Genomic DNA, 13,816 nt, shown 5'->3' on the forward strand with positions numbered 1-13,816 from the left:
AAGCAATGAGCAGGAAGGAAGGACGAAAAAAGGGAAAGCAACGGAAAAAGGGCAGCGGGTGCCTCAATGCGCCTCGGCCAGTTTGGCCGCCTCGATGGAACTGCCCACGTCGGCCTTGGCGCCGTTGAAGAACAGGTTCAGCAGCACCGCCGACACGGCGGTCAGCAAGATGCCCGATTCAAGCAGCGGGTGCAGGCTGTGCGCCATCTGCTGCATCCAGCGCGGCGCGACCAGCGGAATCAAACCGAACCCGATGGCCAGCGCGACGATGTAGAGGTTGTTGCGGTTGCCCTTGTAATCCACCGTGGACAGGATGCGGATGCCGGTGGCCGCGACCATGCCGAACATCACCAGCCCGGCGCCGCCCAGCACGAAGATCGGAATCGACTCGACGAAAGCCGCCATCTTGGGCAGCATGCCCAGGATGATCATGATGACGCCGCCGGCCACGCAGACCCAGCGGCTCTTCACACCGGTGACGCCGACCAGGCCGACGTTTTGCGAAAAGCTGGTGTACGGAAAGGTGTTGAAAATGCCGCCGATCAGCGTGCCCAGTCCGTCGGTGCGCAGGCCGGCGGCCATCTCGGCCTGGCTGATCTTCTTGCCCGTCAGGTCCGACAGCGCCAGGAACATGCCGACCGACTCGATCATCACCACGACCATGACCAGCGTCATGGTCAGGATCATCACGATGTCAAAGGTTGGCGGGCCAAAGGCAAACGGCGTGACCACGTCAAACCAGTGCGCCTTGCCGACCTTGTCGAAGTTCATCTTGCCCAGCGAGATGGCCAGCACGCAGCCGGCAGCCATGCCCAGCAGTACCGAAATGTTGGCCACAAAGCCGCGCATGAACTTGACCAGCAGCAAGATGACCACCAGCACAAAGGCGGCAATTGCCAGGTTGTCCAGCGCGCCGTAGGCCAGGTTGTCGAGCATCGGGATCGGCCCGGGCAGCTTCATGGCCGGCAGCGCCGCGCCTGCCGGAGCAGCCGCTGCAGCTGCGCTTGCCGCGGCCTTGGCGCTGTCGACCATGGCCACCAGCTTGGGCACATCGACCGTTTGCGCCAGTTGCGCCGGCCCGCCCACGGCCCAGCCCACGCCGACCCGCATCAGGCTGATGCCGATGATGGCAATGATGGTGCCGGTGACCACCGGCGGAAAAAAGCGCAGCAGCCGGCTGATCAGGGGCGCGATGAGCATCGACAGCACGCCCGCGCCGATGATGGCGCCAAAGATGGCGCGCGCCCCCTCGACACCGGGCATGGCATTGGCGAAGGCCACCATCGGCCCGACGGCCGCAAACGTCACGCCCATCATCACCGGCAGTCGGATGCCGAAGTAGCGGCCAAAGCCGAGCGACTGGATTAGCGTCACGATGCCGCAGGCGAACAGGTCGGCCGAGATCAAGAGGGCCACCTGATCGGGCGAGAGCTTCAGCGCGCGGCCGACGATCAGCGGCACGGCGATGGCGCCGGCGTACATCACCATCACGTGCTGCAGGCCCAGCGCGGTGAGTTTTCCGATGGGCAGCTTTTCATCTACCGGATGCACGGTCGCAGGGGTCATGCTTGTCTCCTTGGGGGTCGTTTTGGGTGCGGGGAAAAAAGCCCGTTCACGCCACGGGCCGGGGCGATGCCTGCCTGGTGCGCAGTGCCGGATGCGGTGCGCCGGCCGGTCTAGTTGACCGGCGCGCCCGCTTCAAACCAGCGCTTGAGCACGGCGCGTTCGTCATCGGTGATCTGCGTGGCGTTGTTCATCGGCATGATCTTGAGCACGACCGCCTGCTGGTACAGCGCCTGGGCATGCTGCTTGATGAGTTCGGGGGTGTGCAGGGCCACGCCCTTGCTTTGCAGCTGCGCGTTGTGGCACAGCACGCAGCGCTGGTCGATAACCATCTTGACTTCAGCAAAATTGACCGGCTTGCCCGCCGCCGCGATGGCAGCGGCCGATGGCGGCGGTGGCGCCATCCACACCACCAGCCCGACCAGCAGGGCCACGCCCAGGCCCGCATACTCCCAAGGCGCACGCTTGCCCTGCACACCGGCCTTGTGGCGGGCCACGAAGCTGTGGCGGATCAGGGCACCGGCCAGCATCAGGGCCACCAGCACCAGCCAGTTGCCCTTGGCCGAATACAGCCAGCCGTAATGGTTGGACAGCATGGCAATCAGCACCGGCAGCGTGAAATAGGTGTTGTGCACGCTGCGCTGCTTGGCACGCCAGCCATACACCGGGTCAACCGGCAGGCCGGCCTTGAGCTGGGCCACCACCTTGCGCTGGCCGGGAATGATCCAGACAAACACATTGGCGCTCATGGCGGTGGCCAGCATGGCGCCGACCAGCAAAAAGGCCGCCCGCCCGGCGAACAGCTGACAGGCCAGCCAGGCAGCGAACATGACAAAGGCAAGAATGCAGACGCCCACGATCAGATCACCGTTTTTCTTGCGCCCCAGCGTGCGGCAGATGGTGTCATAGACAAACCAGAAGACCACCAGAAAGCCCAGCGAGGCACCAATGGCCGCGCCGGCAGACCAGTCGTAAACGCTTTTATCGACCAGGAAGGTGGCCGCGTTGAACAGGTAGAGCACCGTGAACAGCGCAAAGCCGGTCAGCCAGGTGGAGTAACTCTCCCAGTAGAACCAGTGCAGGTTTTGCGGCATCTGCCGGGGCGCGACCAGGTATTTTTGCGGGTGGTAAAAACCCCCGCCGTGCACGGCCCAGAGTTCGCCGTCCACGCCTTTTTTGACCAGTTCAGGGTCTTCGGGTTGGGTCAGGCTGCTGTCGAGAAAGACGAAGTAAAACGACGAGCCGATCCATGAAATCGCCGTGATGACGTGGGCCCAGCGCAGCAGCAGGTTGGCCCAGTCGAGAAGGTATGCGGTATCCATTTGCACGCTCGCAATTCAAGGAATGCACAGCCGCCATGCGCTGCGCTTTCCCCTTACCACTGCGGGCTCTCTAAGGAGTGGACATCGCAACCGGGCAAACCAGCCTTAAATGGGCTGGCGGACTCGGGCTCCGCGGCGACGTGGAATTAATGTATACAGTTTTCACAGCACGGATTCACAGGGTTTTCCCGTTATCGTGTAAAAATTTTACATTGCTGAACATCATGCAAGAACCCGGCCAACCAGCCAACGCTCAAGAGCCCCGGTAAGTCGAATAGGTCCAGGGTGTGACCAGCAAGGGCACGTGGTAATGGCCTTGCGCATCGGCGATGCCAAAGTCAATCGGCACCACATCGACAAATGCCGGCTCGGGCAGCACGGCGCCACGGGCACGGAAGTAAGCAGCGACCTCGAACAGCAGCCGATAACGCCCGACAGCCATGCTGCCGGCGTCCAGCAGCGGCCCGCCCTCGTTGCGGCCATCGGCATTCAGGGTGAGGGTTTTGAGGGTTTCGAAGCTTTCGCCTTTGACGCGCTGCAATGTCACCTTCATGCCGGCAGCGGGGCAACCGTTCATGGTATCGAGCACGTGGGTACTGAGATGACCCATAAAAATTCTCCTTTTTAAAACACAATGAAACTGACATGCATCCCAAACCTCAGAGTCTGAACATGATGGAAACTTGTTTTACTGAAATAAATTGTATACACTTTGAAAATCAAAATGAACACCTGATCACAAACATTCATGAAACAACTTAACCATCTTCAGGTTGTCGGGGCCAGGGAACAGGCGGCGCCACCGGGCTCGACACAACGCATTGTGGAGTCGATCACCGCCGCCATCGTTGAGCGCCGGCTGATGCCGGGCACCAAGCTCACCGAGCAAAAGATCGCTGACATTTTTGATGTCTCACGCACCATCGTGCGTCAGGCCTTGAACCAGCTCAGCCGCGAGCATTTGGTCGTGCTGGAGCCGGCGCGCGGCGCATCCGTCGCCATGCCCAGCATCGAAGAGGCCCGCCAGGTGTTTGAAGTGCGCGCCATGGTCGAATCCGCGATGGTGCGCCAGCTCTGCGCGCAAATCACCGATGCGCACATCGTGCAACTCCGGGCGCACCTGCGTGACGAGCAAGAAGCCGTCAGGCGCACTGATGTTCCGGGCCGCACGCGGTTGCTGGCAGACTTTCACGTGCTGCTCGCGCGCCTGCTGGGCAACGAGGTGCTGGCCCAGTTGCTGGCCGATCTGCTCAGCCGCTCGTCCCTGATCTCGCTGATGTACCAGTCAGCCCATTCGGCCGTGCATTCCCAGGACGAGCACGTGCATATCGTGGATGCGCTCGAAAAGCGCGATGCCCGTACGGCGATCCGGCTGATGGAGCACCACATTGCCAATGTCGAACGCAACCTTCGGCTCAACCCCAATTCCACCGACCTTGCCGACGCACTTCGGCCCTTTTGACGGACTCTCGCATGAATGTTGACACCCCCCTCCTTCGCGGCTACCCGCGTGATCTGAAAGGCTACGGCCGCAACCCGCCGCATGCCAACTGGCCCGGCCGTGCCCGCATTGCGCTGCAGTTCGTGCTGAACTTCGAGGAAGGCGGCGAAAACTCGGTGCTGCACGGCGACGCCGGCAGCGAGCAGTTCCTGTCCGAAATGGCCAGCCCGCCGGCCTACCCCGAGCGCCACTTGAGCATAGAAGGCATCTACGAATACGGCGCGCGCGCCGGCGTGTGGCGCTTGCTGCGCGAGTTTGAAAAGCGCGGCTTGCCGCTGACCGTGTTTGGCATTGGCATGGCGCTGGAGCGCTGCCCCGAGGTGACAGCGGCTTTTTGCGAACTCGGCCATGAAATCGCCTGCCACGGCTGGCGCTGGATCAACTACCAAGGCATTGACGAAAGCGTCGAGCGCGAACACATGGCGCAAGGCATGGCCGCCATCGAGCGCCTGACCGGCACGCGGCCACGGGGCTGGTACACCGGCCGCGACAGCCCGCGCACACGCCGCCTGGTGGCCGACTTCGGCGGCTTTGAATACGACAGCGACTACTACGGCGACGACCTGCCGTTCTGGCTGCAGGTGGAAAAAACCGACGGCACGCTGGCGCCGCAGCTGGTGGTGCCCTACACGCTGGACACCAACGACATGCGCTTTGCGCTGCCGCAGGGGTTTTCGCAGGGCGATGATTTCTTCACCTACCTGCGCGACAGCTTTGACGTGCTCTATGCCGAAGGCGACGAGCGGCCCGCCATGCTGAGCATTGGCATGCACTGCCGCATCCTGGGCCGCCCGGGCCGGATGCGGGCATTGCAACGCTTTCTCGACCACATCGGGCAGCACGACCGCGTCTGGGTGGCGCGGCGCATCGACATCGCGCGCCACTGGAAAGCGGCGCATCCCTTTAACCCTGACACGGCCTTCGTCTGGCCCGCCCAATGATCACCTTGAATCAACTCAACGCCGCCTCGCAAGCCGAATTCGTCCAGCTGCTCGAAGGCACTTACGAACACTCCCCCTGGATCGCAGAGCAAGCCTGGGCCGAGCGTCCTTTCCTCAACCTGGACCAGCTCAAGCTGGCGCTGGTCCAGGTGGTGCGCCACGCCGGACGCGCGCCCCAGCTTGCACTGGTTCGCGCACACCCCGAACTGGCCGGCAAGGCCATGGTCAGCCAAACGCTGACAGCCGAGTCAACCAACGAGCAGGGCAAGGCCGGCCTGACCGACTGCACGCCCGAAGAATTCGCGCAAATCCAGCAGCTCAATACCGACTACAACGCCCGATTCGGCTTCCCGTTCACCCTGGCGGTGCGCGGTCCACGCGGCCTGGGCCTGCCCAAAGCCGAGATCATCGCGACCTTTGCCCGCCGGCTGGAAAACCACCCCGACTTTGAACTGGCAGAGTGCCTGCGCAACATCCACCGCATTGCCGAAATCCGCTTGAACGACAAATTTGGCCATTCGCCGGAGATTGGCAATAGCGTCTGGGACTGGCACGAGCGCCTGAGCATCCACAGCGACCCCGGCTATGCCGAGCGCGGCGAGCTGACGGTGACCTACCTGACCGATGCGCACCGGGCCTGTGCCCAGCGCCTGGCCCACTGGATGCGCGAAGACTGCGGCTTTGACGACGTGTCGATTGACGCGGTCGGCAACGTGGTGGGCATTTACCACGGCAGCGACCCCAAGTCCAAACGGCTGCTGACCGGCTCGCACTACGACACGGTGCGCAATGGCGGCAAGTACGACGGCCGCCTGGGCATCCTGGCACCCATGGCCTGCGTGCGCGAGCTGCACCGCCAAGGGCGCCGCCTGCCGTTCGGTTTCGAAGTCGTCGGTTTTGCAGAAGAGGAAGGCCAGCGCTACAAAGCGACATTTCTTGGCTCGGGCGCACTGACCGGCCACTTCAACATGGCCTGGCTGGAACAAAAGGACGCCGACGGCATCACCATGCGCGAAGCGATGGCGCATGCCGGCCTGTGCATTGACGACATTGCCAAGCTGCAGCGCGACCCGGCCCATTACCTCGGCTTTGTCGAGGTGCACATCGAGCAAGGCCCGGTTCTGAATGAAATCGATTTGCCGCTGGGCATCGTGACCTCGATCAACGGCAGTGTGCGCTATGTGGGCGAAATCATCGGCATGGCCAGCCATGCCGGCACCACACCCATGGACCGGCGCCGGGATGCGGCCACCGCCGCTGCCGAACTGGCGCTGTATGTCGAAAAGCGCGGCGCCAGCGTGCCGCACCTGGTGGCGACCGTCGGCATGCTGGAAGTGCCCAGCGGCTCGATCAACGTCGTGCCGGGCCGCTGCAAATTCAGCCTGGACATCCGCGCAACCACCAATGAGGTGCGCGACGCCTGCGCCGCCGACATTTGCCACGCGCTCAAAGACATCTGCGAGCGGCGCGGCGTGCACTACACGCTGGAAGAGACCATGCGCGCCGCTGCGGCCCCCAGCGCGCCCGAATGGCAGGAGCGCTGGGAACGCGCCGTCGAGACGCTGGGCCTGCCGGTGTTCCGCATGCCCAGCGGCGCCGGCCACGACGCCATGAAGTTGCACGAAATCATGCCGCAGGCGATGCTGTTTGTGCGCGGCCTGAACGCCGGCATCAGCCACAACCCGCTGGAATCCATCACCAACGACGACACCGAACTGTGCGTGCGCGCCTTCCAGAACCTGCTTGAACAACTTGCCACCGAATGACCATGAACCACACCCACCACGACACCGCGCTTGACGCCTGGATCGACGCGCACTTTGACGAAGAAGTGCAGTTCCTGCAGCAACTGGTGCGCGTGCCCACCGACACGCCGCCCGGCAACAATGCACCGCACGCCGAGCGCACCGCCGAGCTGCTCCAGAGTTTCGGCTTTGTAGTTGAAAAGCATCCGGTCCCGGCCCAGGAGGTCAGGGACTACGGCATGGAGTCGATCACCAACCTGGTCGTTCGGCGCCAATATGGCGAAGGCCGAACCATCGCGCTGAACGCGCATGGCGACGTGGTGCCGCCTGGCGACGGCTGGACGCACGACCCGTATGGCGCTGAAATCGTCGATGGCAAGCTCTACGGCCGCGCCGCGGCGGTCAGCAAAAGCGACTTTGCCACCTACACCTTTGCGGTTCGCGCCCTCGAGGCGCTGGGCCTGCCGCTCAAGGGCGGCGTCGAGCTGCTGTTCACCTACGACGAGGAATTTGGCGGCGAACTCGGCCCGGGCTGGTTGCTGCGCAACAAGCTGACGCAACCCGACTTCCTGATTGCCGCCGGCTTTGCCTACGAAGTCATCACGGCCCACAACGGCTGCCTGCAAATGGAGGTCACGGTGCACGGCAAGATGGCGCATGCCGCCATTCCGCACACCGGCATTGACGCGCTGCAGGGCGCCACGGCCATCCTCAACGCGCTGTACCGGCAAAACCAGCTGTACCAGTCGGTCACCTCAGGCTTCGAGGGCATCGAGCACCCTTACCTTAATGTCGGCCGCATCGAAGGCGGCACGAACACCAACGTGGTGCCCGGCAAGGTCGTCATCAAGCTGGACCGCCGCATGATTCCCGAGGAGAGCCCGGCTGAAGTCGAAGCCACCGTGCGCCGCGTGATTGCCGAGGCCGCCGCCACCCTGCCCGGCATCACGGTCGACATCAAGCGCCTGCTGATGGCCGAGGCATGGAAGCCTGACACACGCAATGCCGAACTGGTGCAAGCGCTGCAAAAGCACGGCGAGCAGGTGATGGGCGAGCCGGTTCCGACATGCGGCACGCCGCTGTACACCGATGTGCGCTTGTTCGGCGCGGCCGGTGTGCCATCAGCCATCTATGGCGCCGGTCCGCGCACCGTGTTTGAAAGCAACGCCAAGCGTTCAGACGAGCATCTGGTGCTCGAAGACCTGCGCCGCGCCACCAAGGTCGTGGCGCGTGCCCTGCTTGAAATGCTGCAGTAAGCCGGCTCACACCAGCAGGGCCACGGCCGCTGAAAAGGTAAAAAACGCCAGCACCGTTGACAGCAAAATGATGCGCGCAATGCGCCCGTTGTCAGCGCCAAAGCGTTCGGCCAGCATGGCCACGTTGCTGGCGCTGGGCAGGGCCGCCACCAGCACCAGCACGGTCAGGCTAGAGCGCTCCAGCGGCATACCCAACGCCATGGCGCCCAAGCCCACGCCGCCGACCAGCAAGGGGTGAACCACCAGCTTTATAAGCGCTACAGGCACATAGCGCACGGCGGGCATGCGTAACGTGCTATTCATTTGGGAGCGCGCCAGAACCGCGCCAATGGTGAACAACGCGACCGGCGAAGCCGCATCGGCCAGCAGGCTGACGGTTCCCATGATCGGTTTGGGCAGTGCAAAACCGGCGGATGATGCCAGCGCGCCCAGCGCAATTGACCACGGCAGGGGGTTGACCACCACGCCCCGCAGCGCCAGCCTGGCGGCCCGTGCCGCACCATGCTCGTCCGCGCCATCCAGCCGCGACAGCGCAATGCACAGTGACGAGGTGACCAGCATGTCGATGGCGATGGTAATAATCGCCGGACCGGCCGCCTGCGCGCCGAGCAGCGCCACCAGCAGCGGCACGCCCATGAAGCCGGTGTTGGGAAAAGCGGCGACCAGCGCGCCGAATGAAGCATCGTTCCAGCCGATCGGTCCTTTGCGCGTCAGGGCGATGGTCAGCCCCACCATTAGCAGCGCGCACAACAAATAAACCGCGCCCAGGCTGAAATCGAGCAACTGCGCAATCGGCGTGCTGGCGCCAAAGCGGTACAGCATGCACGGCAGCGCGAAATACAGCACGAAGGTGTTGAGCCCCGGAATGGCGGCTTGCGGCAGCAGCGCCCGCCGCGTGGCGACATAGCCGCACAACACCAGCGCAAAGAAGGGAAAGGTGACGGCAAGAATATTGAGCACGGGCGTATTGTTGCAGGCCAGATGCGCTGGCAAGCCGAACAAGCCGCCGGTTTTCAGTAACTGCTGAGCGTATCGAACGTGACCTTCTTGCGCCCTCTCCCTCTGGGAGATGGAAACGGTGAGGGCTCCCAGATGGCGATTTTTGGCAGCACGCCCGCCCGCTGGCCCTCCGTCCCCACCGTTCCCCATGGCGCGACGGGGTCATACGGACTCGGTGTCATGGTTCACTGGCAAGCTGAGTAGTTGCTGTTTTCAGGCCAAAAGTGCCTTTTGCGCACATCCTGCATACGCCGACAGCTATATTTTTCGTAGCATTTTCAACTTGCCTTGCGCTGCCATGTTGTGCCCGCCCGGGGTTTTCCGGTCACGGCATACCGGCGCGGCGCTACGCTTCACTCTTTGCCGAAAAACAAAAACCCCCAGAAATCCAAGGAAACCATGGTCACCCACTCAGAAATCGCTCAATTCCTGGCGCAAGAATTCCCCCAGACCAAATGCTCCGTGGAGGCGGTAGGCAACCAATCCGCCACCATCCGGCACCCGATTGGCATTCATGAACTGCGTCCCGGCGGCACCGTGGCCGGGCCGGTGCTGATGGCGGTCGCCGATGTGGCGCTGTATGTCGCCATCCTGGGCGAAATCGGCATCGTTCCGCTGGCCGTCACCAGCAGCCTGAGCATCAACTTTCTGCGCAAACCGTCAGCCGACCGCGCCATCATCGGCGTGTGCAAACTCATGCGCGTGGGCAAATTGCTGGCGGTCGGCGAAGTCAGCCTGTACTCCGAAGGCAGCGACGACCCCGTGGCCCATGTCGTCGGCACCTACGCCATTCCCCGCCAGCGGGCTGCGAACGCCTGAGCGTGCGGTTTTTTGACTGCCGGATGAATTGCTACTGAATTTATAGCTGCTTGCGCAGGTGCAGCGTGCGCCAGAGGCCTGAAAGGCTTAAGAAATCAATTGTTCAGGCCGTTCAGAAGGGCCTGAACCCGATGCTGCCCACGGGACGTCCATGGCGCACCGCTTTGGCGTACTGCGCGCGAGACGCCGGCTTGTCGTCAATCAAAGGTGTGGCGTGGCAAAAAAACGCCTCGTCCAGTTTGGGGGCATCGTCGGAGTCCACCCAGGATTTGGGCGTGTCTGGCAATTTCGCCTTCATTGGCGTAGCTCATGGAAATGATGCGGCGAGCCTCGCCTCGCGGTGTGTGTGCCGAGCGCGTCAGGGCGCACGGGTTGCGAGGCAGATTCAGGTAGTGCAACATTCGTTCTGTAATTTCCCCGAGCATTGAAACTGAAACTGTTTGAGGGTTTGTGGTTGTGGGATTTTTCAATCAGACCCCTGCCAGGCCGCCGGAGGCACCTTCCAAAGACAGCCTGGCAAGCCTGGACCGATACAGAACGTTGGCCCGCGTGACGCGGCTGTGCGGCATGGGCGTACGCATGGTGCAAAAACACATCAGGGCGCTGGAGCGCGCGGGCATTATCGTTGCCCGGCTGCGTCGAACGGGCCGCGCTATGCGCTATGCGATTGCGTGGACGGGCTGCGGCCACCTGCCCTGCGCGGCCCCGGCGTGGCAGATTTTTCCTTGTGCGCCTGCAAACCACGCTGCGCTTGATGCCATCGCCGTAGCCCCAACCTGCGCAGGATTTGCACCGCCCTCCGCAGATTTCGATGGGCTACCCCCGAAACTTTCGACGCTGCCCCCCGCAGAATCTGCACCCATAACTGTATTGAGTTTAAAAGAGAACAGTAAGACGCCAAGCGCACCGGCCTTGCCGGCGGCGCGGGTGAGCGTCGATCAGGTGAATCGGCAAGTCATGGCCGACTTTGCGGCCGTCCGGGCCACCAAGCGCAAAGGCCCGGTGGCGGCGCGGGTGGTGCGGCAGTGACTGCGCCTGCGCTGTACGTGTCGCCGCCCACCCTGCTCGCCGCGCCTGCTGTGGCTGGGCGCACGCGGCGATTGAAAAGCACCGCGCCGCGCTGAAGTTGAAACCGTCCAGTCTGTACGCCGCCGGCCTGCACTGACCGCCATCAGGCCGACGCTCCGCACCTGTGCCAGAGCCCATCAAGCACGGCGATCAGCACGCCTGCGAGGGTCATTCGCCGCGAGTGGCTATGATGGCCGCTGCCTTTGGCACCTTGAATTCAGCGCGCTTTTTGCGCCCCTCTTCGGTATCTGCCCGCATGTCCTTACTCCCGCCCACCCCCGCCATCGCCCACGGCCTGAACCTTGCCCAGCAGGAAGCCGTCAACTATATGCACGGCCCCTGCCTGGTGCTGGCCGGTGCCGGTTCGGGCAAGACGCGCGTCATCACGCACAAGATCGGCCGGTTGATCCAGACCGGCATGCGGCCCGAGCAGATTGCCGCCATCACCTTCACCAACAAGGCCGCCGCTGAAATGCGCGAGCGCGCCAAGAGCCTGATCGGCAAGCCGGCCAAGGGCGTGCTGATCTGCACCTTTCACGCGCTGGGCGTGCGCATGCTGCGGCAAGACGGCGCGGCGCTGGGCCTGAAGCCGCAGTTTTCCATCCTTGACAGCGATGACGTGACCAGCATTTTGAAAGACGCCGGAGGCAGCACCGATGTGGCCACGGCGCGCCAGTGGCAGTGGACCATCAGCGCCTGGAAAAGCGCCGGACTGAACGCCGCGCAGGCCGAAGCGCAGGCCAGCAGCGACGAGGAACGGCTGGTGGCGCGCGTCATGGCCAACTACGAAGAAAGGCTGGCTGCCTACCAGAGTGTCGATTTCGACGACCTGATCGGCCTGCCGCTGAAACTGCTGCAGCAGCACGAAGAAGTGCGCAGCAAGTGGCAGGCGGCGCTTGGCCATGTGCTGGTCGATGAATACCAGGACACCAACGCCACGCAATACGAGGTGCTCAAACTGCTGGTCGGCGCGCGCGGCCGCTTCACGGCGGTGGGTGACGACGACCAGTCGATCTACGGCTGGCGCGGCGCGACGCTGGACAACCTGAAAAAACTGCCGCAGGATTTCCCGACGCTGAAAGTCGTCAAGCTGGAGCAGAACTACCGCTCGACCAGCGCGATATTGCGCGCCGCCAACAACGTCATCGGCCCGAACCCCAAGCTGTTTCCCAAGACGCTGTTCAGCGAACTCGGCGAAGGCGAGCCGGTGCGGGTGGTTGATTGCGACAGCGAAGAACACGAAGCCGAGCGCGTGGTGGCGCGAATCCAGAGCCTGCGCGCCGAAGGCAGCCTGCAAACCGAAGGCCAGCAGTACCGCGAATGGAAAGACTTTTGCGTGCTGTACCGGGCCAACCACATGGCCAAGCCATTTGAAAAGGCCTTTCGCAAGGCGAGCATTCCGTACAAGGTGTCGGGCGGACAAAGCTTTTTTGACCGCGCGGAAATCAAGGACCTGTGCAGCTGGATGGTGTTGATGGTCAACAACGACAATAACGCGGCCTTCATCCGCGCCATCAAGACGCCCAAGCGCGGCATCGGCCACACCACGCTGGGCGCGCTGGCCACCTTTGGCGACACCTACAAGCTCAGCCTGTTCGAGTCGCTGTTCAGCCATTCGCTGGACTCGGTGTTGCCAGCCAAGGCGGTCGGCTCGCTGCAGGAGTTCGGCCGTTACCTGAACGACCTCGAATACCGCGCCAAACGCACTGTGGGCGCCGAGGACGCACGGGTTTTCCTGGCCGACTGGTTGAAGGAAATCGATTACGAAAAGCATCTCTACGACGGCGAGGACAGCGAAAAAGTGGCGGCTGCGCGCTGGAGCAATGTGATGGATTTTTGCGACTGGATGGCGCAGCGCTGCGGCGGGCAGATTGACGACGCCTCCGGCGCCACGGTCGAAAAACCCACCAAGACCATGCTTGAGGTGGTGCAGACGATTGCGCTGCTGTCGACCATCAGCGAACGCGAGGGCGACCAGAACGTCGTCACGCTGTCCACGCTGCATGCCTCCAAGGGGCTGGAATGGCCGCATGTGGTGCTGGCCGGCGTCAACGAAGGCTTGCTGCCCTTCAAGCTCGATGACGACGACGGCATCAACACCGACAGCATCGCCTTGCGTCTGCAGGAAGAACGCCGCCTGATGTACGTTGGCATCACCCGCGCCCAGCGCACGCTGGCGGTGAACTGGCTGCGCCGACGCAAGAAAAACCGTGACACGATTGCGGGCGTGCCGAGCCGCTTCATTGCCGAAATGGCGCTGGACAAGGCCACCATCAAGGAAGACCCGCGCGAAAAACTCAAGGCCCTGCGCGCCGAATTCGCCAGGAAAGCGGCCGATGGTGTGGCGGCGGCAGCCGCTTCCAAGGCGGCCTACGATGCCCGGTAAGCAGGCTTGGCAGGCGGGCGCACCGGAATGCAGGCGATTATTGAAATTGACGGGCCATCCAGCATCAGTGGGTTGGCGAGCGTCACGAGTGCATGCGTTCAGCCAGGGTGTCAACTCCAAAATACGGTTTCAGCTAACATGGCCCGCCCGTGATTTACAGCAGCCGCCACCAAACGACGTTTTTTTCAACTGACCGTCATCACGAAACCGACCAGG

At 63.0% G+C, this 13,816-nt stretch carries 12 protein-coding genes; 7 read left to right on the plus strand and 5 right to left on the minus strand.

The genetic code is table 11. The features are described 5' to 3' along the window. Positions 1–63: 63 nt before the first annotated feature. The 3 genes from IWX87_RS09750 to uraH form a co-directional block, all read right to left on the minus strand. Positions 64–1,566, minus strand: a complete 1,503-nt coding sequence (locus IWX87_RS09750; RefSeq protein ID WP_196863339.1) for a nucleobase:cation symporter-2 family protein — start codon at positions 1,564–1,566, stop codon at positions 64–66. 110 nt (positions 1,567–1,676) lie between these two features. Beyond that, positions 1,677–2,885, minus strand: a complete 1,209-nt coding sequence (locus IWX87_RS09755; protein ID WP_196863340.1) for a urate hydroxylase PuuD — start codon at positions 2,883–2,885, stop codon at positions 1,677–1,679. 253 nt (positions 2,886–3,138) lie between these two features. Then, a complete protein-coding gene (uraH, locus tag IWX87_RS09760) occupies positions 3,139–3,495 on the minus strand; it encodes a hydroxyisourate hydrolase (RefSeq protein ID WP_196863341.1) in 357 nt (118 codons plus the stop codon). Between the two features lie 138 nt (positions 3,496–3,633). Here uraH and IWX87_RS09765 point away from each other — a divergent pair, with 138 nt between their 5' ends. Genes IWX87_RS09765 through IWX87_RS09780 form a run of 4 tightly spaced genes read left to right on the plus strand, consistent with a single transcriptional unit; the run spans position 3,634 to position 8,328 of the window. Then, a complete protein-coding gene (locus IWX87_RS09765) occupies positions 3,634–4,347 on the plus strand; it encodes a GntR family transcriptional regulator (protein ID WP_196863342.1) in 714 nt (237 codons plus the stop codon). A gap of 11 nt (positions 4,348–4,358) precedes the next feature. After that, on the plus strand, positions 4,359–5,327 hold the full coding sequence (puuE, locus tag IWX87_RS09770; RefSeq protein WP_196863343.1) for an allantoinase PuuE: 969 nt from the start codon (positions 4,359–4,361) through the stop codon (positions 5,325–5,327). Further along, positions 5,324–7,093 (plus strand): 2-oxo-4-hydroxy-4-carboxy-5-ureidoimidazoline decarboxylase, encoded by a 1,770-nt coding sequence (uraD, locus tag IWX87_RS09775; protein WP_196863344.1) that lies wholly within the window; start codon positions 5,324–5,326, stop codon positions 7,091–7,093. Before puuE ends, uraD begins: the two co-directional genes overlap by 4 nt. A 2-nt stretch (positions 7,094–7,095) precedes the next feature. Then, the gene (locus tag IWX87_RS09780) at positions 7,096–8,328 is read left to right on the plus strand and encodes an ArgE/DapE family deacylase (RefSeq protein ID WP_196863345.1); all 1,233 of its coding nucleotides are present in this window, start codon (positions 7,096–7,098) and stop codon (positions 8,326–8,328) included. Positions 8,329–8,334: 6 nt separating this feature from the next. On the opposite strand, the gene IWX87_RS09785 is transcribed toward IWX87_RS09780, so the two are convergent. After that, the gene (locus IWX87_RS09785; RefSeq protein ID WP_196863346.1) at positions 8,335–9,288 is read right to left on the minus strand and encodes an AEC family transporter; all 954 of its coding nucleotides are present in this window, start codon (positions 9,286–9,288) and stop codon (positions 8,335–8,337) included. 438 nt (positions 9,289–9,726) lie between these two features. Here IWX87_RS09785 and IWX87_RS09790 point away from each other — a divergent pair, with 438 nt between their 5' ends. Then, a complete protein-coding gene (locus tag IWX87_RS09790; protein WP_196863347.1) occupies positions 9,727–10,146 on the plus strand; it encodes a PaaI family thioesterase in 420 nt (139 codons plus the stop codon). Positions 10,147–10,258: 112 nt separating this feature from the next. Here IWX87_RS09790 and IWX87_RS09795 read toward each other — a convergent pair whose 3' ends face one another. After that, the gene (locus tag IWX87_RS09795) at positions 10,259–10,444 is read right to left on the minus strand and encodes a hypothetical protein (protein WP_196863348.1); all 186 of its coding nucleotides are present in this window, start codon (positions 10,442–10,444) and stop codon (positions 10,259–10,261) included. Positions 10,445–10,602: 158 nt separating this feature from the next. Here IWX87_RS09795 and IWX87_RS09800 point away from each other — a divergent pair, with 158 nt between their 5' ends. Continuing rightward, positions 10,603–11,175 carry a hypothetical protein gene (locus IWX87_RS09800; RefSeq protein ID WP_196863349.1) on the plus strand — a complete coding sequence of 191 codons (573 nt, stop codon included), beginning with the start codon at positions 10,603–10,605 and terminating at the stop codon, positions 11,173–11,175. A gap of 322 nt (positions 11,176–11,497) precedes the next feature. Further along, entirely contained in the window at positions 11,498–13,600 is a 2,103-nt protein-coding gene (locus IWX87_RS09805; RefSeq protein WP_196863481.1) for a UvrD-helicase domain-containing protein, read from the plus strand. The last annotated feature ends 216 nt before the right edge of the window (positions 13,601–13,816 follow it).

It is taken from the genome of Polaromonas sp. CG_9.7 (genome assembly GCF_015752205.1).
Lineage (GTDB): Bacteria > Pseudomonadota > Gammaproteobacteria > Burkholderiales > Burkholderiaceae_C > Polaromonas.